General features: G+C 73.3%; 19 protein-coding genes. 9 read left to right on the forward strand and 10 right to left on the reverse strand.

Translation table 11 applies throughout. From position 1 onward, the window contains the following. The first annotated feature begins 72 nt into the window (after nt 1–72). Together DJ476_RS26895 and lgt are read left to right on the forward strand one after the other, a co-directional pair. Nucleotides 73–900 carry a DsbA family protein gene (locus tag DJ476_RS26895; RefSeq protein ID WP_018486581.1) on the forward strand — a complete coding sequence of 276 codons (828 nt, stop codon included), beginning with the start codon at nt 73–75 and terminating at the stop codon, nt 898–900. A gap of 248 nt (nt 901–1,148) precedes the next feature. Next, the gene (gene lgt / locus DJ476_RS26900; protein WP_103421430.1) at nt 1,149–2,135 is read left to right on the forward strand and encodes a prolipoprotein diacylglyceryl transferase; all 987 of its coding nucleotides are present in this window, start codon (nt 1,149–1,151) and stop codon (nt 2,133–2,135) included. Nucleotides 2,136–2,197: 62 nt separating this feature from the next. Here the strand turns inward: lgt and DJ476_RS26905 are convergent, their stop codons facing one another. The 7 genes from DJ476_RS26905 to DJ476_RS26935 are packed head-to-tail and all read right to left on the reverse strand — an operon-like array spanning nt 2,198 to nt 10,104. Continuing rightward, nucleotides 2,198–3,022, reverse strand: a complete 825-nt coding sequence (locus tag DJ476_RS26905) for an HpcH/HpaI aldolase/citrate lyase family protein (RefSeq protein ID WP_103421435.1) — start codon at nt 3,020–3,022, stop codon at nt 2,198–2,200. A gap of 14 nt (nt 3,023–3,036) precedes the next feature. Next, complete coding sequence (locus DJ476_RS26910) at nt 3,037–4,236, reverse strand: CaiB/BaiF CoA transferase family protein (protein WP_103421429.1); 1,200 nt, start codon at nt 4,234–4,236, stop codon at nt 3,037–3,039. Next, the gene (gene rbsK / locus DJ476_RS26915) at nt 4,233–5,123 is read right to left on the reverse strand and encodes a ribokinase (RefSeq protein WP_112491747.1); all 891 of its coding nucleotides are present in this window, start codon (nt 5,121–5,123) and stop codon (nt 4,233–4,235) included. The genes DJ476_RS26910 and rbsK overlap by 4 nt, the downstream gene beginning before the upstream one ends. Continuing rightward, the gene (locus DJ476_RS26920; protein WP_404827547.1) at nt 5,120–6,565 is read right to left on the reverse strand and encodes an ADP-ribosylglycohydrolase family protein; all 1,446 of its coding nucleotides are present in this window, start codon (nt 6,563–6,565) and stop codon (nt 5,120–5,122) included. Before DJ476_RS26920 ends, rbsK begins: the two co-directional genes overlap by 4 nt. After that, nucleotides 6,565–7,755 carry an ADP-ribosylglycohydrolase family protein gene (locus DJ476_RS26925; RefSeq protein WP_112491748.1) on the reverse strand — a complete coding sequence of 397 codons (1,191 nt, stop codon included), beginning with the start codon at nt 7,753–7,755 and terminating at the stop codon, nt 6,565–6,567. Before DJ476_RS26925 ends, DJ476_RS26920 begins: the two co-directional genes overlap by 1 nt. Beyond that, nucleotides 7,682–8,950: an ADP-ribosylglycohydrolase family protein gene (locus DJ476_RS26930; RefSeq protein WP_112492636.1), complete on the reverse strand. Its 1,269-nt coding sequence runs from the start codon at nt 8,948–8,950 to the stop codon at nt 7,682–7,684. Before DJ476_RS26930 ends, DJ476_RS26925 begins: the two co-directional genes overlap by 74 nt. Before the next feature lie 59 nt (nt 8,951–9,009). Next, on the reverse strand, nt 9,010–10,104 hold the full coding sequence (locus DJ476_RS26935) for an ADP-ribosylglycohydrolase family protein (RefSeq protein ID WP_103421425.1): 1,095 nt from the start codon (nt 10,102–10,104) through the stop codon (nt 9,010–9,012). 299 nt (nt 10,105–10,403) lie between these two features. On the opposite strand from DJ476_RS26935, the gene DJ476_RS26940 reads away from it, so the two are divergent. The 3 genes from DJ476_RS26940 (at nt 10,404) to DJ476_RS26950 (ending at nt 17,617) form a co-directional block, all read left to right on the forward strand. Further along, the gene (locus DJ476_RS26940) at nt 10,404–11,135 is read left to right on the forward strand and encodes a VIT1/CCC1 transporter family protein (protein WP_103421424.1); all 732 of its coding nucleotides are present in this window, start codon (nt 10,404–10,406) and stop codon (nt 11,133–11,135) included. 469 nt (nt 11,136–11,604) lie between these two features. Further along, nucleotides 11,605–16,164 (forward strand): glutamate synthase large subunit, encoded by a 4,560-nt coding sequence (gene gltB, locus DJ476_RS26945; RefSeq protein WP_103421423.1) that lies wholly within the window; start codon nt 11,605–11,607, stop codon nt 16,162–16,164. Continuing rightward, a complete protein-coding gene (locus tag DJ476_RS26950; RefSeq protein ID WP_103421422.1) occupies nt 16,157–17,617 on the forward strand; it encodes a glutamate synthase subunit beta in 1,461 nt (486 codons plus the stop codon). The genes gltB and DJ476_RS26950 overlap by 8 nt, the downstream gene beginning before the upstream one ends. Before the next feature lie 167 nt (nt 17,618–17,784). Here DJ476_RS26950 and DJ476_RS26955 read toward each other — a convergent pair whose 3' ends face one another. Next, nucleotides 17,785–18,693, reverse strand: coding sequence for a rhomboid family intramembrane serine protease (locus DJ476_RS26955; RefSeq protein WP_070203158.1), 909 nt, complete (start codon nt 18,691–18,693; stop codon nt 17,785–17,787). Nucleotides 18,694–18,855: 162 nt separating this feature from the next. On the opposite strand from DJ476_RS26955, the gene DJ476_RS26960 reads away from it, so the two are divergent. The 3 genes from DJ476_RS26960 to DJ476_RS26970 are packed head-to-tail and all read left to right on the forward strand — an operon-like array spanning nt 18,856 to nt 20,772. Continuing rightward, nucleotides 18,856–19,605: a vWA domain-containing protein gene (locus tag DJ476_RS26960; protein ID WP_103421421.1), complete on the forward strand. Its 750-nt coding sequence runs from the start codon at nt 18,856–18,858 to the stop codon at nt 19,603–19,605. Continuing rightward, nucleotides 19,602–20,222 (forward strand): HutD/Ves family protein, encoded by a 621-nt coding sequence (locus tag DJ476_RS26965; RefSeq protein ID WP_103421420.1) that lies wholly within the window; start codon nt 19,602–19,604, stop codon nt 20,220–20,222. Before DJ476_RS26960 ends, DJ476_RS26965 begins: the two co-directional genes overlap by 4 nt. A 55-nt stretch (nt 20,223–20,277) precedes the next feature. Then, the gene (locus DJ476_RS26970; protein ID WP_181006685.1) at nt 20,278–20,772 is read left to right on the forward strand and encodes a pyridoxamine 5'-phosphate oxidase family protein; all 495 of its coding nucleotides are present in this window, start codon (nt 20,278–20,280) and stop codon (nt 20,770–20,772) included. Nucleotides 20,773–20,887: 115 nt separating this feature from the next. Here the strand turns inward: DJ476_RS26970 and DJ476_RS26975 are convergent, their stop codons facing one another. Continuing rightward, nucleotides 20,888–21,874: an acyl-CoA dehydrogenase family protein gene (locus DJ476_RS26975; RefSeq protein ID WP_103421418.1), complete on the reverse strand. Its 987-nt coding sequence runs from the start codon at nt 21,872–21,874 to the stop codon at nt 20,888–20,890. Next, nucleotides 21,874–23,019 carry an acyl-CoA dehydrogenase family protein gene (locus DJ476_RS26980; protein WP_112491749.1) on the reverse strand — a complete coding sequence of 382 codons (1,146 nt, stop codon included), beginning with the start codon at nt 23,017–23,019 and terminating at the stop codon, nt 21,874–21,876. Before DJ476_RS26980 ends, DJ476_RS26975 begins: the two co-directional genes overlap by 1 nt. A 103-nt stretch (nt 23,020–23,122) precedes the next feature. On the opposite strand from DJ476_RS26980, the gene DJ476_RS26985 reads away from it, so the two are divergent. Then, nucleotides 23,123–23,905 (forward strand): SDR family oxidoreductase, encoded by a 783-nt coding sequence (locus DJ476_RS26985; RefSeq protein WP_103421416.1) that lies wholly within the window; start codon nt 23,123–23,125, stop codon nt 23,903–23,905. Nucleotides 23,906–23,907 lie beyond the last annotated feature (2 nt).

The following is a 23,907-nucleotide window of genomic DNA, read 5'->3' on the forward strand; positions in this document are numbered from 1 at the left end:
CGACGTCACCTGAACGGGTGGAATATGAACCGGGGAGGCGCGTAGGTGCCTCCCCGGTTCGTTGCTGCGGGTGTGAGCGACAAGATTCCTGAGGGAAACCGAAGTGCGCGTGAGCGCCTGGCCCAGCAGCGCGAGCGGGACAAGGGCCGCGAGAAGCGCCGCCGTACGCTGATCGTCTCCTCCGCCGTGGTCGGCGTCCTGGCGCTGGCCGCCGTGGTCGGCCTCATCGCGGCCAACGTCGGCAAGGACGGCGACGACACCGCGTCCGGCCCCGCCATCACCCCGTCGGGAGCCACCGGCGAGGCCTCCCTGACCCTCCCGGTCGGCGCCTCCGACGCCCCGTCCACGCTCACGATCTGGGAGGACTTCCGCTGCCCGGTCTGCGCCCAGTTCGAGAACGCCTTCCGGGACACCATCACGGAGCTGGTCGAGGCGGGCCAGCTCAAGGTGGACTACCACCTGGCCACGATCATCGACGGCAATCTGGGTGGCAAGGGCTCGCTGCGCGCCGCCAACGCCGCCGCCTGCGCCCAGGACGTCGGCAAGTTCGCCCCGTACCACGACGTGCTCTTCCGCAACCAGCCCCCCGAGCCCGACGACGCCTTCGCCAAGAACAGCCGGCTGATCGAGCTGGCCGGTGAGGTGAAGGGGCTCGACACGCCGGAGTTCCGCAGCTGTGTGGAGGAGGGCACCCATGACAGCTGGGTCCAGAAGTCCGACACCGCGTTCCGCGAGGGCGGCTTCCAGGGCACCCCGACCGCGCTCCTCAACGGCGAGTCGATCTTCCCGAAGAAGGGCGACGAGCAGATCTCCGTGGAGAACCTGAAGAAGTGGGTCCTGGAGGCCAACAAGGGCAAGAAGCCCGGCACCGCCACCCCGTCCGCCGCCCCCGCCTCCTGAGCACGCCGGAGAACCTGCCGGGGGGTGGTCCGGCGTCCGGCGGTAGCTGCGGGATCTGACGGGGGCCGCGGGGGCCCGCCGGGGGAAGGGGAGGGCTGACGGGGGCCCGGCCTGGGCCCCGCCCGGACTCCCGGTACACCCGCCCGGCCCCCCGGTACAAAGGGCCCCCGGACAGGTGTCCTCGTTACCCAGACGTTGCCGGGTGGCTTGCCGTACCCACCGCCCGGCAAGGTAGCGTCGACCTCGTCATGAACCTTGCCTCCATTCCCAGTCCGTCGACCGGCGTGATCGAGCTAGGCCCGATCCCGCTGCGCGGCTACGCGTTCTGCATCATCATCGGTGTCTTCGTCGCCGTCTGGATCGGCAACAGGCGCTGGGTCGCCCGTGGCGGCAAAGCCGGCACCGTCGCCGACATCGCCGTCTGGGCCGTGCCCTTCGGCCTCGTCGGAGGCCGGCTCTACCACGTGATCACCGACTACCAGCTCTACTTCAGCGAAGGCCAGAACTGGGTCGACGCCTTCAAGATCTGGGAAGGCGGCCTCGGCATCTGGGGCGCCATCGCGCTCGGCGCGGTCGGCGCCTGGATCGGCTGCCGCCGCCGGGGCGTCCCGCTCCCCGCCTGGGCGGACGCGCTGGCCCCCGGCATCGCCGTCGCCCAGGCCATCGGCCGCTGGGGCAACTGGTTCAACCAGGAGCTGTACGGTCGGCCGACCGACCTGCCCTGGGCACTGGAGATCAGCGAGGGCCCGAACCGGGTCGCGGGGACGTACCACCCGACCTTCCTCTACGAGTCGCTGTGGTGCATCGGCGTCGCGCTCCTGGTCATCTGGGCCGACCGCCGCTTCAAGCTCGGCCACGGACGGGCGTTCGCGCTGTACGTCGCGGCCTACTGCGCCGGTCGCGGCTGGATCGAGTACATGCGGGTCGACGAGGCCCACCACATCCTGGGCCTGCGCCTGAACGTGTGGACCGCGATCATCGTCTTCGCCCTCGCCGTCGCCTACATCGTCATCTCCGCGAAGCTCCGCCCGGGCCGCGAGGAGATCGTCGAGCCGGACAAGGACGCCGTGGCGGCCGGGAAGGCCGACGAGAAGAAGGACGACGCCTCGGACGCTCCCGAGGCCGACGCCACGGACGGCGACCCGCTGAAGAAGGACACGCCGGAGACCGGCGCCGACGACAGCGACCCGCTGAAGAAGAAGGACTCCGCCCCCGAGGCCGCCGACAAGAGCTGACCTCCGCGCCGCCGCCCGGCGCCCCCGCACCACCTCCGATCGCCGGGCGGGCCCGAGAAACCTCAGGCCCGCCCGGCGATCGCCAGTGTGCGGCGGGCCGACGCCACCACGGCCGCGTCCACGAACCGCCCGTCCGGCAGCGCCAGCGCCCCCGCGTCCACCCTCGACGCCGCCATGATCTCCTCCGCCTCCTCGACCTCCCGGGCCGTCGGCCGGAACGCCCGCTCGATCACTTCCAGCTGGCGCGGATGGATCGCCGCCCGCCCCAGCAGCCCGAGCCCCCGCCCCCGTACGCAGGACGCCCAGAGCCCGTCCAGGTCCCGGACATCGGGGAAGACCGACTGCGCGGGCGGCGGCAGCGCGGCCGCCCGGGCCGCCACCACCAGCCGGCTCCGCGCGAAGTCGAGCCCGAAGTCCTCCCGTACGCCGAGATCGGCGCGCAGGTCCGCCTCGCCCAGGGCGATGCCCCGTACGTCGTGGTGGGCCGAGGCGATCGAGTACGCGTGCTCCACGGCGAGGGCCGACTCCAGCAGCGGATAGAGCGGTACGCCGGGGGCCACCGCCGCCACATGGTGGACCGAGACCGCGTGCGTGATCTTGGGCAGTCGGAGCCCCGAGAGCCCCGGCAGCCCGGTCAGCGCCCGGATGTCGTCCTCGCCGTGCACCCGGACGTGGACCGGTACGGCGTCGGGGGAGGCGGTCACCGGGTCCGCGAGGAGTTCGGCGGTGGCGGCGCGCGCGTACGCCTTGCGGTCGGGGGCGACGGCGTCCTCCAGGTCGACGATCACCACGTCCGCCCCGCAGCCGAGCGCCTTGGCCACCGTCTCCGGCCGGTCCCCGGGGACGTACAGCCAGGTCAGCGGCGGAGCGGCCGGAGCCGCCTCCATGGCCTCCGGGGCGGTCACAGTGCCCCCTGGTCCCGCAGCGCGGCGATCCGGTTCTCCGAGAGGCCGAGCCCGGCCAGGATCTCGTCGGTGTCCGCGCCGTGCGGGCGGCCCGCCCACCGGATTCCGCCGGGGGTCTGCGAGAGCCGGAAGAGGACGTTCTGCATCCGCAGCGGGCCCAGCTCCGGGTCGTCGACCTCCGCGAGGGTGCCCAGCGCCCGGTACTGCGGGTCCTCCATCACCTCCCGTACGTCATGGATCGGCGCCACGGCCGCCTCCGCCTTCTCGAAGCCGTTGAGCACCTCCTCCCGGCTGTGGCGGGAGATCCAGTGGCCGACGGCCGCGTCCAGCTCCTCGGAGTGCTCGGCCCGGGTGGTGCCCGAGGCGAACCACGGTTCCTCGATCAGCTCCGGGCGGCCGACCAGCCGCATCACCCGCTCGGCCACCGACTGGGCGGAGGTGGAGACCGCGACCCAGTGGCCGTCGGCGGTGCGGTAGGTGTTGCGCGGGGCGTTGTTGCGGGAGCGGTTGCCGGTGCGCGGCTGGACATAGCCGAGCTGGTCGTACCAGAGCGGCTGCGGGCCCAGCACGGTCAGGATCGGCTCGATGATCGCCAGGTCCACCACCTGCCCCTCGCCCGTCCTCTCCCGCCCGGCGAGCGCGGCCATCACGGCGTACGCCGTCGCCAGCGCCGCGATGGAGTCCGCCAGCCCGAACGGCGGCAGCGTCGGCGGCCCGTCCGGCTCCCCGGTGATCGCCGCGAACCCGCTCATCGCCTCGGCCAGGGTGCCGAACCCGGGCCGGTGCGCGTACGGCCCGAACTGGCCGAAGCCGGTGACCCGGGCCAGCACGAGCCGCGGGTTGACCGCGTGCAGCTCCTCGGGGCCGAGCCCCCAGCGTTCCAGGGTCCCTGGCCGGAAGTTCTCGACGATGACGTCCGTCTCGGCGGCCAGTTGGAGGAGAACGTCCCGGCCACCGGGCGCGGAGAGGTCGAGCGTCAGGGTGCGCTTGTTGCGGCCCAGCAGCTTCCACCAGAGGCCGACGCCGTCCTTGGCGGGACCGTGGCCGCGCGAGGGGTCCGGTTTACGGGGGTGCTCGACCTTGATCACATCGGCGCCGAAGTCCCCGAGCATGGTGGCGGCGAGCGGTCCGGCGAAGAGGGTGGCGAGGTCGATGACCTTGAGCCCGGTCAGGGGCCCTGCTGCTGTCGTACTCATACGGCATCGGCCTCGATCTCGGTCCGGTACGGCATGGACGTGGACGCGCCCGGCTTCTGGACGCAGAGCGCGGCGGCCGAGGAGGCGAACGCCAGCGCCTTGGCCACCGGCCGCCCCTCCCCGAGCGCCACCGCCAGCGCCCCGACGAACGTGTCCCCGGCCCCGGTGGTGTCGACGGCCCGCACCTCGGGCGCCTCGAACAGCACCGGCTCGCCGCCCCGGGCCGCGTACAGGGACCCCTTCGCACCGAGCGTGATGATCACCTCGGGCACCTGGCGCAGCAGGATCTGCGCCGCCGCGTGCGGTTCGGCCTGTCCGGAGAGTTCGGCGGCCTCGTGCTCGTTGGGGATCAACAGGTCGATGTGGTCCAGAAGTTCATCGGGCAGGGGCTGCACGGGGGAGGGGGTGAGGATGGTCCGTACGCCCTGGGAGCGGGCGGCGCGGGCGCCCTCCACCACGGCGGAGAGCGGGAGTTCGAGCTGCATCAGCAGCAGTTCGGCGGAGGCGATGGCCGCGATCTCGCCGGGGCCGAGCGCGGTGACGACGCCGTTGGCGCCCGGGATCACCACGATCGCGTTGGCCCCTGTGTCGTCCACGACGATGTGTGCGGTGCCGCTGGGGCCCTCGGCGGTGTGCAGCAAGTCCGTGTCGACCCCCGCGTGTTCGAGGCCGTCGCGGAGCTGCACCCCGTACGGATCGTCGCCCACCGCACCGATCATCGCCACATCCCCGCCCGCGCGGGCGGCGGCGACGGCCTGGTTGGCACCCTTGCCGCCGGGGACCGTCCGGAACTCCCGCCCGGTGACGGTCTCCCCGAGCCCCGGGGCGCGGGCGGTGTAGGCGACGAGGTCCATGTTGGTGCTGCCGAGCACGGCGATACGGGTCATGGGCGCAGAGCCTCCTGGTGGGTCAGTGCGGCGAGGGTGTCGAACCCGGCCCGGTCGAAGCCGGGTACCGAGGTGACGAGGCGGTTCTTCAGCGGGGCGGTCCAGTGGTGGGGCAGGGCGTCCGGGGTGCCCGCGAGGAGTCCGGCGAGGGAGCCCGCGGTGGCCCCGTTGGAGTCGGTGTCCCAGCCGCCGGAGACCGCGTTGCCGATGGACCGGGTGAAGTCGCCGTCGGCGTGGGTGAGGGCGGCGGCGAGCAGGGCGGCGTTGGGCAGCACATGGACCCAGTGGTGGGTGGAGTCGTACGTGGTGTGCAGCCGGTCCACAACCGCGTCGAACTCCCTTTCCGTACGGGCGGTTTCGATGCCGAACCGGATCGCGCGGGCGTACCGCGACCGCGTCGGCACCACCCGCAGCCCGGCGGCCAGGCAGCCGTGCACATCGCTCTCGCCGCCCGCCGCGACGGCCATCGCGGCCGCGGTGAACATCGCGCCGTACACGCCGTTGCCGGTATGGGTGAGGACCGCGTCCCGGTGGGCCTGGGCGGCGGCCCCGACCGGGTCGCCGGGGTGGGTCCAGCCGTGCACGTCGGCCCGGATCTGGGCGCCGATCCACTCCCGGAACGGGTTGCGGCGGCGGGCGGTCTCCGGGGGTTCGACGCCCGCGAGGAGATGGCCGTACGCGATCCGCTCGGCGGTGAAGGTGCGGCCCGCCGGGAGCTCGTCGAGCCAGAGCCGGGCCAGGTCGGCGGTGGTGAAGGCGCGCCCGTGCCGCTGGAGCAACAGCAGGTTGAGGAGCGGGTAGTTGAGGTCGTCGTCCTCCGGCATGCCGTCGATGTTCTCGGCGAGCGACGTGGGGGCCGAGCGGCGGTTCCAGGGGTACGCGGCCAACAGGTGGGCGGGCACGCCGTGTTCGGTGAACCAGGTGGCCAGGGGCCAGTTGCCGGCGGCGCGGGCGAGGGCGCGGACACCGTCGAGGGGCAGCTTCTCGACCGGCTTGCCGAGCAGACACCCCACCGCCCGGCCGAGCCAGGCGGCGTGGAGGCGGGCGTGGGTGATCGGGGGAGCGGCCCCCGGTGGCCCCGGCCACTGCGGGCAGGCGGTCATGATGTCCGCCAGGTCGGTCGGCTCGTCCGCCGCCAACGGCGATTCCAGCGCCGCGAGTTCGTCCAGCAGCTCGCCCGCGAGTGCCCGCAGGTGCGGTGGTGCCGGTGGTTCGGAGGCGCCCGCGCGGGCCGGGGCGGGGGTGCCCCCGGCCGCGTACCACCGCGCCTCGATCTCCCGGGCGTCCCGCCCGTCCAGCGCGGCCTGCCGCAGCTCGTGGCCGACCAGGTCCTCGGGCTGCACCCACGTTAGGCGGACGGACCGGGCCCGGGGCCGGTCGACGTACGGGTCCCCGTCCCGGGCCGGGGGCGGGGAGGCGTTCGGGGGTGCGTCGGCGCTCATCACGCACCGGCCAGGGCGGTGAACGCCTCCTCGTGGGCCCGGCGGCGGTCCAGGTCTCGGGCGAAGACCTCCCGGGCCACCTGCGCCAGGGTCCGGGCCGGGGCCTCCAGGTCCAGTCGGCTGGCCGCCGCCACCGTCTCCGCCCAGTCGGCCGGGGCCTCGCCGCCGAGCGCGCCCGCGATGGCGCCGCTCATCGTGGCGATGGAGTCGCAGTCGCGTCCGTAGTTCACCGAACCGAGCACCGTACGCCGGTAGTCACCACCCCCGACCAGCAACATCCCCAGCGCGACGGGCAGTTCCTCGATGGAGTGCAGCCGGGAGGGGCGGCGGGCGCCGAGGGCGGGGGAGCGGTAGTCGGGGCCCACGGTGTCGAAGGGCTCCACCGCCGCCCGCAGCGGGGCGAGCGCCGACTCGACGTCGTCATGGTGCGCGGCCACTTCGCAGACGGCCTCGATCGCGGACCGGGTGCCGTCCTTCGCGAGCGCGAGGGCCGCGTCGATCACCGCGTCCGGGGTGGCGCCCGGCCGGCAGGCGGCGGCGACGGCGGCCGCGAAGACCCCGGCGGCCTCCCGCCCGTACGAGGACTGGTGGGGCGCGGCGATCTCCAGCGCCTCGGCGTAAGCGGCCTCCGGATGGCCCGCGTTGACCAGGCCGACCGGGGCCATGTACATCGCCGCCCCGCAGTTGACGATGTTGCCCGCACCGGCCTCGCGCGGGTCGACGTGCCCGTAGTGCAGCCGGGCCACGAGCCACTTCTCGGCCAGGAAGATCCGCTGGAGCGGCAGCGCCTCGGCCTCCAGCTCGGGGATCCAGCGGGGCGAGAGGAGGTCCGGGACGAGGTGGTCCGCGACGGCGTACGCGTCGAGGTGGTCGCGGACGCGGTCGTAGACCCGGATCAGGGCGTGGGTCATCAGGGTGTCGTCGGTGACGTGCCCGTCGCCCTTGTGGTACGGGGCGATGGGGCGTGCGGTGCGCCAGTTCTCGCCGTGCCAGGGGCCGACGATCCCGGTCACCCGGCCGCCGTGGCGCTCGGCGATCTGCTCGGGGGTCCACCCCTCGACCGGGCCGCCGAGGGCGTCCCCGACGGCGGCGCCGACCAGGGCGCGGGTGATGCGGTCATCGAGTCCGGGGGTGGCGGGAGAGGTCTGCGGGGTCGAGGCGGCGGGTTCCATGGCCGTTGTGGGCGTCATGCCGGAATTGTCCACCCGGGGTGGCCGGTTCCGTGGCTGCCAGCAGCCCGGCGAGTTCCAGCAGATCCAGGCCCGCCAGCCGGGGCAGCGCACACCCCGCGAGCGTCCGGCACGCCTCGCGCCACCCGGCCGGTACGGCGCTGACCGAGCCGATCGTCCCGGTCAGCGCCCCGGCCAGGGCGGGCGCGGAGTCCGCGACCCGGGAGAGGCAGGCGGCGGCCGGGAGGGCCTGGGCGATCTCGCCCCGGGCGGCGGTGGTGAGCGCGAGTGCGACGGGTACGGTCTCGGCGGCGGCGATCCCGTAGCTGTAGACGTGGTCCACGATCTGGTGCTCCAGGACCGGGACCAGGGCGAACGCCCCGGCCGGCTCGTCCGCGAACTCCCGGGCGAGACGGACCGCGTGGGTGGCGTTGCGGGCGATCTCGGTTGCGTCGGGGAGCTGCGCCAGGGCCGCGTTCACCACCGTGTCGACGTCCGCCCCGGCCAGCGCCACGGCGATCGCGGCGGCCATGGCCCGCGCCCCGTGCACCCCGTCGCCGTCCTGGGTGTAGCGGGCGTCGAACTCCGCGAGCGCCGCCGCCTCCTCCGGGTCGCCCGGGTGGACCACGGCGAGCACGGCGGCCCGGACGCAGGCGGCGTCGTCGAAGTAGTGCGGGTTGTCGTGGCCGGTGGCGGGCGGCCGCAGCCCGGCGGCCAGGTTGCCGAGCCCGGCCCGTACCGAGATCCGCGCCCGCAGCGGAAGCACCGCCGCCTCCACCTCAGGGGCCCGGGCACTCGCGGCGGCGACCGTGGCGGCCAGCGCGTTCCAGGCCCGGTCCACCGCGTCCCTCGTCCGGTGGCCGGGGGAGAGCCCGTACGCCTCGTCGGCCGCCGCCGCCAGCACCGTACGCCCGGCGAAGGCGGCCCACTCGGCGTCGTCGGAGGGGCCGAGCCGCAGGGGCTCGGGCGGCTGGTTGAGGGCGATGGGCACGGGAAGGGTGGTGGTGGCGTTCTGCTCGGCGAAGGTGTCCAGCTCCCGGGTGAGCCGCCGGGTCCACTCGGGCATCCGCGCCGCCCGGTGCCGCGCGGCGGGCCACCCGGCGGCATCCCCGGCCGCCAGCCCGAGCAGCAGCCCCTCGATCCGGGCGCGCCGGGAGGGGGCGGTGTGCCCGGGGGCGGTTGCCGCGGCGGCCGTCGCGTGGGCGGTGGTGGCCATGCCCCCTGCGGCCGCGCCTCCCGCGCCCGCCCCGCCTCCGGCCGTCGCGTGTGCGGTCGTCATCGCCGCTCCTCCCGTACGGGTTCGAAGGCGGCGGACACCGAGGCCATCTCCCGTACCGCCGAAGGCTCGCGACCCCCGCCGCCCCGCTCCTGCGGGCTCCCCACGGCCTCCGCCCCCTCCGGTGTCAGCAGGTCCGCGATGTCCAGCACGTGGTAGCCCCGCATCGAGGGCAGACAGCTCCCGCGCACCGGGCCGATCGCCGCCGCCCACTCCGGCGGGATCGCGTCCACCCCGTGCAGCGCCCCGGCCAGGGCCCCCGCCACCGCCGCCGTCGTGTCCGCGTCGCGCCCCATGTTCACGGCCGTCAGCACCGCCGTACGGAAGTCGCCCCGGGCCGCCGTGAACGCCCCGAACGCCAGGCCCACCGCCTCCGGCGCCAGGTCCGTCCACGGATAGCCGCCGATCACCACCGCCGACCGCACCGCCCGCTCCATCGTCAGCCGGTCCGGGTACGGGCGCTGGGCCGCCGCCACCGCCCGGCGCAGCGAGCGGGCGGTCCAGGAGTCCATCGGGACCACCGAGAGCGCGGCCGCGATCACCGAGGCGAGGCCCGCGCCCACCATCGCCGCCGCCACCCCGGCCGCCACCGCCTGGCCCCCGTAGATCCCCTCGCCCTCGTGGCTCACCCGCCCGTCCACCGCCACCAGCCGGGCCGCCTCGGCGGGCCGCCCGGCCGCGAACACCCCGAAGGGGGCCGCCCGCATCGCCAGCCCGTCGCTCCAGGCGTGCCGGTGCTGGGCGGAGATCGGTGCGGCGAGGCCCCGGCGCAGGTTCTCCAGGGTGCCGCGCTCGCTGAACCCGGCGCCCCGGAACGGGCCCTCGTCCAGATCGGCGATCCAGTGGTGCCAGGCCCGCTCCACGTGGGAGACGGTGAGCGCGGAGCCGTGCCGGGCCAGCAGCAGCCCGGAGAAGATCGCGTACTCCGTGTCGTCGGTGCCCGCCGGGTCCTCGCTCACGAACCCTTCGATCCGCCCCCAGCGGCGGCGGATCTCGGAGGGCCGCAGATTCTCCGCCGGGGCGCCGAGCGCGTCCCCGACCGCCAGGCCCAGCAGCGCACCTCTGGCCCGGTTCTTGCCGGCGGCCATGTCCATCGCGTCGCCCTCCGTCCCTCCGGCGGGGTCCGAGCCCCCTGACCGGGCCCTGTCCGTCGTCTCCGCATCCCTGATGCGTGCTTTCCTGCATCCCTCCCACGCGGAGGACCGTCGGCGGCCGGACAGTCGCCGAAAGGGGCCGTTCGGATGACCGTTCAGCTGACCGGTGGAAAGGAGAGGCTGGCCTTTCTTCGCAGGTCAGAGGGGTGGTAGGGCAGCCTTGCCTTCCTGGCGAAGATCGCGCGGCAGGCGTACTTTGGACTTTGTCGAAAGTTGTGCCGCATAGGGAGAAGCGAGCAGTGGCCATCATCGAGACCGACGCCGTCCTGCACGAGGCGCACCGGGACAACCACACCCACCGGGATGTGAACGGCGGCTGGCTGCGCCCCGCCGTCTTCGGCGCCATGGACGGTCTGGTCTCCAACCTCGCCCTGATGACCGGTGTCGCGGGCGGTGCGGTCTCCCAGCAGACCATCATCATCACCGGTCTCGCCGGTCTGGCGGCAGGGGCCTTCTCCATGGCGGCCGGTGAGTACACCTCCGTGGCCTCGCAGCGCGATCTGGTCGAGGCCGAGCTGGCCGTCGAGCGCCGGGAGCTGCGCAAGCACCCCAAGGACGAGATGGCCGAGCTGGCCGCGCTCTACGAGGCCCGGGGCGTGGACGCCCCGCTGGCCGGCGAGGTGGCCCGGCAGCTCTCGCGCGACCCGGAGCAGGCGCTGGAGATCCACGCCCGCGAGGAGCTGGGCATCGACCCGAACGACCTGCCCTCCCCGCTGGTCGCCGCCGTCTCCTCCTTCGGCGCCTTCGCCGTCGGCGCCCTGCTGCCCGTCCTGCCCTACCTCCTCGGCGCGAGCGCCCTGTGGCCCTCGGTGCTCCTCGCCCTGCTCGGTCTGTTCGGCTGCGGTGCGGTGGTGGCCCGGGTGACGGCCCGCACCTGGTGGTTCAGCGGGCTGCGGCAGCTCGCCCTCGGTGGCGCGGCGGCGGCACTGACGTACGGACTCGGCACCCTGTTCGGTGTGGCGGTCGGGTGACACGCGGGGGCGGACGGGGGTGAACGCCGGGGCCTGGGCGGACCGGCGTAACACCACCGCCCGAACGGCTCAATCACGCGGTAACCCCTGTGACGTACGTCTTGGCGCCGCCCACTGGGCGGGGCGGGCCCGGCGGCCGTAAAATGAGACCCTATGCAGCGCTACACATAAGTAGCCGTTACCCGGTGGTTTCGTTTGCTTTGCCGCCGGGCATGAGCCGTAGGCACCGCAGGCAACGACGCCTGCTCTCTGCGACTCCCCGGGCGCCGCTCCTTCGACAGCGACCCACCCACGGGCAGACCGGTCACTTCTGGTCACCCAGTCACCTCCGGTCACCCCGGTGTCCGCATGTTGGAACAGGCCTTCCGCTTCTTGAGAAGCGCCCCATCATGTAACCTGCACGAAATTTCGCAGAGGGCCAACGTCGTCCCTCGGCACCGCAAATGCCACGACGACGACGGGAGAGCCGATGCGTATCGACGCCTGGTCGCCCATGGACGGTCGCCCCGCCCAGCAGGGGATGTACGACCCCCGTAACGAGCACGACGCCTGTGGCGTCGGGTTCGTGGCCACTCTGACAGGTGTGGCCAGCCATGAGCTGGTCGAGCAGGCGCTGACCGTACTGCGCAACCTCGAACACCGCGGCGCCACCGGCTCCGAGCCCGACTCCGGCGACGGCGCCGGCATCCTCTGCCAGGTCCCCGACGCCTTCCTGCGCGCCGAGACCCCTTTCGAGCTGCCCGAGGCGGGTTCGTACGCCGTCGGTATCGCCTTCCTCCCCGCCGACGGGTCCACCGAGGCCGTCCGCACGATCGAGGAGATCGCCACCCAGGAGGGCCTCACCGTCCTCGGCTGGCGTGACGTCCCGGTCACCCCCGCACTTCTCGGCAACGGCGCCCGCGCCACCATGCCCGAGTTCCGCCAGATCTTCGTCGCCGACGGCGAGTCCACCGGCATCGTCCTGGACCGCAAGGCGTTCGTCCTGCGTAAGCGTGCCGAGCGTGAGGCCGGGGTGTACTTCCCCTCGCTCTCCGCCCGCACCATCGTCTACAAGGGCATGCTCACCACCGGGCAGCTGGAGCCGTTCTTCCCCGACCTCTCCGACCGCCGCTTCGGCTCCGCGGTCGCGCTGGTCCACTCCCGCTTCTCGACCAACACCTTCCCGAGCTGGCCGCTGGCCCACCCGTACCGCTTCGTCGCGCACAACGGCGAGATCAACACGGTCAAGGGCAACCGCAACTGGATGAAGGCCCGCGAGTCCCAGCTCGCCTCCTCCCTCTTCGGGCAGGCGCAGCTCGACCGGATCTTCCCCGTCTGCACCCCGGACGCCTCCGACTCCGCCTCCTTCGACGAGGTCCTGGAGCTGCTCCACCTCGGCGGCCGCTCGCTGCCGCACTCGGTGCTGATGATGGTCCCCGAGGCGTGGGAGAACCACGACTCCATGGACCCGGCCCGGCGCGCCTTCTACCAGTACCACGCCACGATGATGGAGCCCTGGGACGGCCCGGCCTGCGTCACCTTCACCGACGGCGTCCAGGTCGGCGCGGTCCTCGACCGCAACGGTCTGCGCCCCGGCCGCTACTGGGTCACCGACGACGGCCTCGTCGTGCTCTCCTCCGAGGTCGGCGTCCTCGACATCGACCCGGCCAAGGTCGTCCGCAAGGGCCGCCTCCAGCCCGGCAAGATGTTCCTCGTCGACACCGCCGAGCACCGCATCATCGAGGACGACGAGATCAAGGCGTCCCTCGCCGCCGAGCAGCCCTACCAGGAGTGGCTGGAGACCGGCGAGATCGAGCTGAGCGACCTGCCCGAGCGCGAGCACATCGTGCACACCCACGCCTCGGTCACCCGCCGCCAGCAGACCTTCGGCTACACCGAGGAAGAGCTGCGCGTCATCCTCGCCCCGATGGCCCGCACCGCCGGAGAGCCGCTCGGCTCCATGGGCACCGACTCGCCCATCGCCGCGCTCTCCGAGCGCCCCCGGCTCCTCTTCGACTACTTCACCCAGCTCTTCGCCCAGGTCACCAACCCCCCGCTGGACGCCATCCGCGAGGAACTGGTCACCTCGCTGCGCTCCTCGCTCGGCCCCCAGGGCAACATCCTGGAGCCGACCGCGGCCACCTGCCGCAGCGTCACGCTGCCGTTCCCGGTGATCGACAACGACGAGCTGGCCAAGCTGATACACATCAACGCCGACGGCGACATGCCGGGCATGAAGGCCGCCACCCTCGCCGGGCTCTACCGGGTCAGCGGCGGCGGCGACGCGCTCGCCGCCCGGATCGAGGCCATCTGCGCCGAGGTCGACGCCGCCATCGAGGACGGCGCCCGCCTCATCGTCCTCTCCGACCGGCACTCCGACGCCGAGCACGCCCCGATCCCCTCGCTGCTGCTCACCTCCGCCGTCCACCACCACCTCATCCGCACCAAGCAGCGCACCCAGGTGGGGCTGCTGGTCGAGGCCGGGGACGTCCGCGAGGTCCACCACGTCGCCCTGCTCATCGGCTACGGCGCCGCCGCGGTCAACCCGTACCTCGCCATGGAGTCCGTCGAGGACCTGGTCCGGGCCGGCACGTTCATCGAGAACATCGAGGCCGAGCAGGCCATCCGGAACCTGATCTACGCCCTCGGCAAGGGTGTCCTCAAGGTCATGTCCAAGATGGGCATCTCCACCGTCGCCTCCTACCGCGGCGCCCAGGTCTTCGAGGCCGTCGGCCTCGACGAGGAGTTCGTCGCCACGTACTTCAACGGCACCGCCACCAAGATCGGCGGCGCCGGCCTGGACGTCATCGCCAAGGAGGTCGCCGCCCGGCACACCAAGGCGTACCCCGCCTCCGGCATCGCGGCCTCGCACCGCGCGCTGGAGATCGGCGGCGAGTACCAGTGGCGCCGTGAGGGCGAGCCGCACCTCTTCGACCCGGAGACGGTCTTCCGCCTCCAGCACTCCACCCGCAACCGCCGCTACGACATCTTCAAGCAGTACACGGACCGGGTGAACGAGCAGTCCGAGCGGCTCATGACGCTCCGCGGCCTCTTCGGCTTCACCTCCGACCGGGCCCCGATCTCCATCGACGAGGTCGAGCCCGCCTCCGAGATCGTCAAGCGGTTCTCCACCGGCGCCATGTCGTACGGCTCCATCTCCCGCGAGGCGCACGAGACGCTCGCCATCGCGATGAACCAGCTCGGCGGCAAGTCCAACACCGGCGAGGGCGGCGAGGACCCCGAGCGCCTCTACGACCCGGCGCGCCGCTCCTCCATCAAGCAGGTCGCCTCCGGCCGCTTCGGTGTGACCAGCGAGTACCTGGTCAACGCGGACGACATCCAGATCAAGATGGCCCAGGGCGCCAAGCCCGGCGAGGGCGGCCAGCTGCCCGGCCACAAGGTCTACCCCTGGGTCGCCAAGACCCGGCACTCCACGCCCGGCGTCGGCCTCATCTCGCCGCCGCCGCACCACGACATCTACTCCATCGAAGACCTCGCGCAGCTCATCCACGACCTGAAGAACGCCAACCCGCAGGCCCGCATCCACGTGAAGCTGGTCTCCGAGGTCGGCGTCGGCACGGTCGCCGCCGGTGTCTCCAAGGCGCACGCGGACGTCGTCCTCATCTCCGGCCACGACGGCGGAACGGGCGCATCCCCGCTCACCTCCCTCAAGCACGCGGGCGGCCCCTGGGAGCTGGGCCTCGCGGAGACCCAGCAGACGCTGCTGCTCAACGGGCTGCGCGACCGCATCGTCGTCCAGACCGACGGCCAGCTCAAGACCGGCCGCGACGTCGTCATCGCCGCGCTGCTCGGCGCCGAGGAGTTCGGTTTCGCGACCGCGCCGCTCGTCGTCTCCGGCTGCGTCATGATGCGCGTCTGCCACCTGGACACCTGCCCGGTCGGCATCGCCACCCAGAACCCGGTGCTCCGCGACCGGTTCTCCGGCAAGGCCGAGTACGTCGTCAACTTCTTCGAGTTCATCGCCGAAGAGGTCCGCGAGATCCTCGCCGAGCTGGGCTTCCGCTCCATCGAGGAGGCCGTCGGCCACGCCGAACTCCTCGACAAGGACCGGGCGATCACCCACTGGAAGGCGCAGGGTCTCGACCTCACCCCGCTCTTCCACGTGCCCGAGCTGCCCGAGGGCGCGGTGCGCCACCGGATCGTCGAGCAGGACCACGGGCTGACCAAGGCGCTCGACAACCAGCTGATCAAGCTGGCCGCCGACGCGCTCGGCGCCGACACCCCCGAGGCCGCCCAGCCGGTCCGGGCCCAGGTCGCCATCCGCAACATCAACCGCACGGTCGGCACCATGCTCGGCCACGAGGTGACCAAGAAGTTCGGCGGTGCGGGCCTGCCCGAGAACACCATCGACATCACCTTCACCGGCTCGGCCGGCCAGTCCTTCGGAGCCTTCCTCCCGCGCGGGGTCACCCTGCGCCTGGAGGGCGACGCCAACGACTACGTCGGCAAGGGCCTCTCCGGCGGCCGCGTCGTCGTCCGCCCGGACCGGGGCGCCGACCACCTCGCCGAGTACTCCACCATCGCCGGAAACACCATCGGCTACGGCGCGACCGGCGGCGAGCTGTTCCTGCGCGGCCGCACCGGCGAGCGCTTCTGCGTCCGCAACTCCGGCGCCCTCGTCGTCTCCGAGGGCGTGGGCGACCACGGCTGCGAGTACATGACCGGCGGCCACGCGGTCGTCCTCGGGGAGACCGGCCGCAACTTCGCCGCCGGTATGTCGGGCGGCATCGCGTACGTCATCGACCTCGACCGCGACCACGTCAACGTCGGCAACCTCGGCGCCATCGAGGAGCTGGAGGAGAGCGACAAGCAGTGGCTGCACGACGTCGTGCGCCGCCACCACGAGGAGACCGGCTCCACCGTCGCGGAGAAGCTCCTCGCCGAGTGGGACACCGCGGTGACCCGCTTCAGCAAGATCATCCCGTCCACGTACAAGGCAGTGCTCGCCGCCAAGGACGCCGCTGAGCTCGCCGGTCTCTCCGAGCAGGAGACCACCGAGAAGATGATGGAGGCGGCGACCAATGGCTGACCCCAAGGGCTTCCTGACCACCGGGCGCGAGGTCGCCAAGACCCGCCCCGTGGCCGAGCGCGTCAAGGACTGGAACGAGGTCTACGTTCCGGGCTCGCTGCTCCCGATCATCAGCAAGCAGGCCGGCCGCTGCATGGACTGCGGCATCCCGTTCTGCCACAACGGCTGCCCGCTCGGAAACCTCATCCCCGAGTGGAACGACTACGCCTACCGCGAGGACTGGACCGCCGCCTCCGAGCGGCTGCACGCCACGAACAACTTCCCGGAGTTCACCGGGCGGCTCTGCCCGGCCCCCTGCGAGTCGGCGTGCGTCCTCGGCATCAACCAGCCCGCCGTCACCATCAAGAACGTCGAGGTCTCCATCATCGACAAGGCGTGGGACAGCGGCGACGTCTCCCCGCAGCCGCCCGAGCGCCTCTCCGGCAAGACCGTCGCCGTCATCGGCTCGGGCCCGGCCGGACTCGCCGCCGCCCAGCAGCTGACCCGGGCCGGCCACACCGTCGTCGTCTACGAGCGCGCGGACCGCATCGGGGGCCTCCTCCGCTACGGCATCCCCGAGTTCAAGATGGAGAAGTCGCACATCAACCGCCGCATCGAGCAGATGCGCCTGGAGGGCACCAAGTTCCGTACGGGGGTGGAGATCGGCCAGGACATCGACGCCGCCAAGCTCCGCCGCCGCTACGACGCGGTCGTCATCGCGGCCGGTGCCACCGTCTCCCGCGACCTGCCGGTCCCCGGCCGCGAGCTGAACGGCGTCCACTTCGCGATGGAGTACCTGCCGCTCGCCAACAAGGTGCAGGAGGGCGACCTGACCGTCGCCCCGATCCACGCGGGCGGCAAGCACGTCGTCGTCATCGGCGGCGGCGACACCGGCGCCGACTGCGTGGGCACCGCCCACCGCCAGGGCGCGGCCTCCGTCACGCAGCTGGAGATCATGCCGAAGCCGGGCGAGGAGCGGAACGCCAACCAGCCTTGGCCGACCTTCCCGATGCTCTACAAGGTCACCTCCGCGCACGAGGAGGGCGGCGAGCGGGTCTACTCCGTCTCCACCACCCACTTCGAGGGCGACGCGGACGGAAACGTCCAGGCCCTCCACCTGGTGGAGGTGGAGTTCAAGGACGGTAAGCTGGAGCAGAAGCCCGGCACCGAGCGGCGCCTGCCCGCGCAGCTCGTCACCCTCGCCATGGGCTTCACCGGAACCGACCAGTCCAACGGCCTGGTCCAGCAGTTCGGCCTGGAGCTCGACCAGCGTGGCAACGTCGCCCGCGACGAGAGCTACGCGACCAACGTCGACGGCGTCTTCGTCGCCGGTGACGCGGGACGCGGCCAGTCGCTGATCGTCTGGGCGATCGCCGAGGGCCGCTCCGCCGCCCGCGGAGTGGACCGGTATCTGACCGGGACCAGCGCACTGCCGGCCCCGGTCCGCCCGACGGACCGCGCCCTGCTGGTCTGAGCACCACCCGGGTTCCCCCGGCCCACGTGGCCCGGGGGAGCCCCCTCGATACGTCCCGTACAACGGCGTACGGAACTGAACGCGGCGCCCGCCTGTCCCCGACCGGACTCAGTGGGCGCCGTGGCGCGTCCGGGGGCGGTTCACCCCCCGGCCCGCCAGCCGTGGTCTCAGCCCGTCAGCGCCGAGGTCCTCACCGCCACCGCCACCGCGAACAGCCCCAGCAGCACCGCCCCGCCCGCCAGCTGGAGGGGCCCGGTCCGCAGCTTCGCCGGTGCGTAGGCGAGTCCGTACGTCACCAGCGCCCCGGTCAGCAGCCCGCCCAGGTGCCCCTGCCACGAGGTGAAGAGCGCCGAGAGCACCATCCAGAGCAGGAACCCGGCCATGAACCGGTTGACCGCCGCCATGTCGTGGCCGAGCCGCCTGCTGATCACCCAGTACGAGGCGGCGAGACCGAACACCGCACCCGAGGCGCCGACGGTGGACGTGTCCGGCGCCAGCAGATACACGGCGACCGAACCGCCCACCGCCGACAGCAGATACAGCGCCAGATAGCGGGCCCGGCCGAGCTGCCCCTCCACCGCCCGCCCGATGTTCCACAGCGCGAACATGTTGAACAGCAGGTGCATCACCCCGAACGAGCTGTCCGGCGGCAGATGGAGAAAGGTGCCCGTCACCAGCCGGTACCATTCGCCGTCCGCGATCCCCGTCAGCCGGTACCCGGCGTACTCCTCGCCCCGGTAGTAGTACTGCGCCCCGTCCGGCCCGGTCAGCGCGGCCCCCAGCACCGCGAACCGGTCCACGGTCTCGGGCCGGACCACCTCGACGGCGTACGCCAGTACGTTGAGCGCCATCAGGACGTACGTCACCACCGGGGCCACCGCCCCCGACACCGCACCGCCGAACACGGTCCGGGCCCGCCGCACCGACCGCTGCCCCTCCTTCACGCACTCCGGGCAGTGGTGGCCGACCGAGGCCCCGTGCATGCACTCCGGGCAGATGGTGCGCTCGCAGCGGGTGCAGCGCACATACGTCTCGTACGACGGATGGCGGTAACACGTGGTGGCGGCGGCCTCCATGGCCGGCTCCTTCACTCGGGGGGTGCGTAACGGGGGCCGGTGTGGGCGGCGGCGATCAAGATAGCGAACGGGTGTGGACGACCCCGGGGCCGGGGGCCGTGCGGTGACCTACGCTCAAGGTCCGCAGTCCGCAGCCTCAGTGGGGAGAAACGGGGGGCCGTCATGCACGGTTCGCACACGGCCGTGGGCACCGGCCCGGCCATCAGCCTGGAGAAGGTACGCCGGACGGCTCCCGGGCTCGTCAGCCTGTACAAGAGCGCCGGGGTCTCGCTGGAGAAGCACGGGCTCAACGGCCGGCGCGCGGCCGTCTACCTGGTCCTCGACTACTCCGGCTCGATGCGGGACTACTACAAGGACGGCACCGTGCAGGCGCTGGCCGACCGGGTGCTGGGCCTGTCGGCGCACCTCGACGACGACGGGCGGGTGCCCGTGGTCTTCTTCTCCACCGACGTGGACGGGCACGCGGAGATCGGGCTGGACCGGCACCACGGGATGATCGACAAGATCGTCGCCAACCTCGGGCACATGGGCCGGACCAACTACCACGTGGCCATGGACGCCGTCATCGACGACTACCTCGACAGCGGCTCCACCGACCCGGCCCTGGTCGTCTTCCAGACGGACGGCGGGCCCACCAGCAAGCTCGCCGCCGAGCGCTACCTCTGCAAGGCGGCGAAGCTGCCGCTGTTCTGGCAGTTCATCGGCTTCGGCAACACCCGCAGCAGCCAGTTCGACTTCCTGCGCAGGCTGGACGAACTGCCCGTCCCCGCCAAGCGGCCCGTCGACAACGCCGGATACTTCCACGCCGGGCTCGACCCCCGGAAGGTCCCGGACACCGAACTGTACGACCGGCTGCTGGGGGAGTTCCCGTCCTGGCTGGCCGCCGCCGAAGCCCGGGGGATCGTCCGATGAGCATCCGTGTCCTGCGGGCCGCCGACCGTACGCCCGTCCCCTGGAAGAACGGCGGCGGGCTCACCCGCGAGGTGGCGGCCGCGCCCGACGGGGCCGACGGGTTCGACTGGCGGGTGAGCCTCGCGGACGTCACCGCCGACGGCCCGTTCTCCGTCTTCCCCGGTATCGACCGCACCCTCACCGTCGTCGAGGGCCCGGGCATGGACCTCGTCGTCGGCGGCGAGCACCACATCGTCGACGAACCGCTGTGGCCGCACGACTTCCCCGGCGACCGGCCCACCGACGGCTTCCTGCTGGGCGGGCCCGTCGTCAACCTGAACGTCATGTACCGCAGGGGGCGTGCGCGGGCGGAGACCGCCGTCGTCTGCGGCACCGTACGCCTGATGGCGCCCCCGGGCGGCGCGGTCCTCGCGCTCTCCCTGGACGACGGGGCCGTCCTCGACGGTACGGGCACCCGGACCGCAGGCACGGACGTCCGGCCCGACGGTACGGACCTCCGGTTCGAGGGCGCGGGCCTCCGGCTCGACCGCTACGACGCGGTGCTGGCGCGGGACGCGTCGCCCGGGGTGCTGCGGACGATGGGCCAGGCGGTGGTGGTCACGTTCTCGGACGTGTGAGAGGCCGGAGACGGACCGGGATAGCGGACAGAAGGTGTCGGGTATCGGGTGTTCCATGGCGCCCATGACGTCTTCTCCCTCCACCGCCTCCTGGGGCGCCTTCGCCGCCGCCGAACCCGTCTTCGCCGACACCGTGCGCCGACGCTTCCAGCTCTACAAGCACCACGTCCTCGCCACCCTGCGCGCGGACGGCTCGCCCCGCGTCACCGGACTGGAGGCCGACTTCCGCTTCGACGAACTGCTGCTCGGCATGATGCCGGACTCCCGCAAGGCCCTGGACCTGCGCAGGGACCCGCGCTTCGCGCTGCACGCCAACCCGGGGCCCGACGCGGAGATGAACGACGGCGATGTCCGCGTCAGCGGCCGGGCGGTGGAGGTCACCGACCCGGAGTTCCTCGCCCGGGTCATCGAGGACGCCGACCCGCCCCAGCCGTTCCACCTCTTCCGGGCGGAGCTGACCGAGGTGGTCCGCGTCGGGCTGGACGGGGACTTCCTGGTCGTCGAGTCGTGGCGGCCGGGACAGCCGCTGCGGACGGCACGGAGGAAGTGACGCGGCTCCGGAGACCGGGTGCGTGAGGGGGCGTTCCCGGGGGCCCGCCCGGGACGGGGCATTCCGGCGGGCGTGCTCGCCGGTGCCTGAACCCGGCGTACAGGTCGGCTCCGCCTCACCCCGCCAGCACCCGGGCCCGGCACGCCGAGGGCGTCCCCCACGCGTCCCGCAGCGGCCGGGCCCGGCGCAGCCACCACGCGAGGTCCAGCTCCTCGGTGTACCCCACCGCGCCGTGCAGTTGCAGCGCGGTGCGGGCCGCCGCGTACGCCGCCTCGCCCGCCGCCACCTTCGCCGCCGCGACCGCCGCCCCGGCCCCGGGCGCGTCCCCGGCCAGCTCCACCGCCGCCCCGTACAGCAGCGGCCTGGCGAACTCCAGGCCGAGCAGGGTGTCGGCCAGACGGTGTTTGACGGCCTGGAAGGAGCCGACGGGCCCACCGAACTGGGTGCGCTGCTTCACGTACGCCACCGTCGCCCGCAGCAGCGCCTCCCCGCAGCCCAGCGCCTGGGCCGCCGTCGCGAAGGTGGCCCAGGCGGCCGCCGCCCGCGCCGCCTCACGCACCCGGGCCCCTGAGGCCACCACCTCGCCGCCCTCCGCAGGGCGGAAGAGCCGCCGGGCGGGGTCGAGGGAGGGCGTGGGCTCACCGGGGTCCCGCACCACCCGCAGCTCGTCCCCCGCCACCACGAACACCGCCCCCGCCGCGTCCGCGTCCAGCGCGTACGGCCCGTACCCCGCCACGACCAGCGACACCACCTCCGTACCGGACGCGATCCCCGGCAGCCACTCCTTCGCCGCCGCCCCGCCCACCGACCCCAGCAGCACCCCCGCCGCCAGGCTCTCCACCACCGGCCCCGGCACCCCGTGGCGGCCCAGCTCCCCGCAGGCCACGGCCGTCTCCACCGGGAGCGGGCCCACACCCCCGTACGCCTCCGGGACCGCCAGCGCGAACACCCCCGCCTCCGCCGCCCGCCGCCACAGGGCCAGCCCCGGAGCGTGGTCCCCGGCGGCCCACGCCCGTACGGCCGACGGCACGTCCGCCGCCGTCAGCAGCGCGTCCAGCGAGCGGGCGAACTCCCGCTGCTCGTCCGTGAGGAGAAACCGCATCAGCGCCGTCCCTTCGGCAGACCGAGCAGCCGCTCGGCGATGATGTCGCGCTGGATCTCGTTGGTCCCCGCGTAGACCGGACCCGCCAGCGCGAAGACGTACCCCTCCGCCCAGGGCCCGTCCGCCGCCTCGGCCTCCGGGCCGAGCAGATCGAGCGCGGTCTCGTGCAGCGCGATGTCGTACTCCGACCAGAACACCTTGTTCAGGCTCGACTCCGCCCCCAGCGCCGCCCCCGCCGCGAACCGGGACGCCGAGGCGGCCGTGAACAGCCGGTACGCCCGCGCCCCGATCACCGCGTCCGCCACCCGGTCCCGCAGCGCCGTGTCCGCCGGGTCGCCCACCGCCCGCCACAGCTCCACCAGCCGGTCGGCGGCGGCCAGGAAGCGGCCGGGGGAGCGGAGGGTGAGCCCGCGCTCGTTGCCGGTGGCCGACATGGCGATCCGCCAGCCCTGCCCCGGCTCCCCGAGGACCTCCGCGTCCGGTACGAAGACCTCGTCCAGGAAGATCTCGGCGAACGCGGGCTTCCCGTCCAGCCGCCCGACCGGCCGGACCGTGACCCCGGGGTCCCGCAGCCCGAACATCAGATACGTCAGCCCCTGGTGCGGCTTCGCGGCCCCCGGGTCCGTGCGGAAGATCCCGAACGCCCGGTCCGCGAACGCCGCCCGCGAGGACCACGTCTTCTGCCCCGACAGCAGCCAGCCGCCCTCCGTGCGCACCGCCCGCGACCGCAGCGCCGCCAGATCCGAACCGGCCTCCGGCTCCGACCAGGCCTGCGCCCAGATCACCTCGCCGCTCGCCATGGGCGGCAGCACCCGGGCCCGCTGCTCGGCGGTGCCGTGGTCGAAGAGGGTCGGGGCGAGGAGGCTGATCCCGTTCTGGGAGACCCGGCCGGGGGCGCCCGCCGCCCAGTACTCCTCCTCGAACGCCAGCCACCCGAAGAGATCCGCGCCCCGGCCCCCGTACTCCTCGGGCCAGGAGGGGACCGACCAGCCGCCCCCGTGCAGCTCCGCCTCCCACGCCCGGTGCGCGGCGAACCCCTCCGCCGTCTCCAGGGAGGGGAGCGGCCGGGCGGGCACATGGGCGCGCAGCCACGCCCGCGCCTCGGCCCGCAGCGCCTCGGTCCGTGCCGTCTGCGCCAGTTCCATGACGTGCCCGCCTTCCGGGTACCTCGCCACCGACTGTTCCCTAACAAGTGTTTGGTAGGTTAACGTACGGCCCGGAGACCGTCGAGAAGCCGGGGGAGGGCCGATGACCGCACCGAGCTGTCCGCCGGGCCACGGACTGCTGGCCGACCGCACCGCCGTCGTCACCGCCGCCGCCGGGGCCGGCATCGGTGGCGCCACCGCCCGCCGCTTCCTGGAGGAGGGGGCGCGTGTCGTGATCAGCGACGCCCACGCCCGTCGGCTCGAAGAGAGTGCCCGTGCCCTCGCCGCAGAGTTCGGCACCCACCGCGTCACCGCCCTGACCTGCGACGTCACCGACGAGGAGCAGGTGGGCGCCCTCTTCGCCCACGCCGAGCGCAGCCACGGCGGCCTGGACATCGTCGTCAACAATGCGGGCCTCGGCGGCACCGCCGAACTCACCGAAATGACCGACGAGCAGTGGACCAGGGTCCTCGACGTCACCCTGAACGGCACCTTCCGCTGCACCCGCGCCGCCCTGCGCTCCTTCCAGGCCGCCGGCACCGGGGGCGTGATCGTCAACAACGCCTCCGTCGTCGGCTGGCGCGCCCAGCGCGGCCAGGCCCACTACGCCGCCGCCAAGGCCGGGGTCATGGCCCTCACCCGCTGCGCCGCGCTGGAGGCCGCCGACCACGGCGTACGCGTCAACGCCGTCGCCCCCAGCCTCGCCATGCACCCCCACCTGGCCAAGGTCACCTCGGCCGAACTGCTCGCCGAACTCACCGGGAAGGAGGCCTTCGGGCGGTACGCCGAGCCCTGGGAGATCGCCAACGTGATCGTCTTCCTCGCGAGCGGCTACTCCTCCTACATGACCGGCGAGGTCGTCGCCGTCAGCAGCCAGCGTGCGTGACC

Origin of the sequence: Streptomyces bacillaris (assembly GCF_003268675.1) — a bacterium.
GTDB classification, from domain to species: domain Bacteria; phylum Actinomycetota; class Actinomycetes; order Streptomycetales; family Streptomycetaceae; genus Streptomyces; species Streptomyces bacillaris.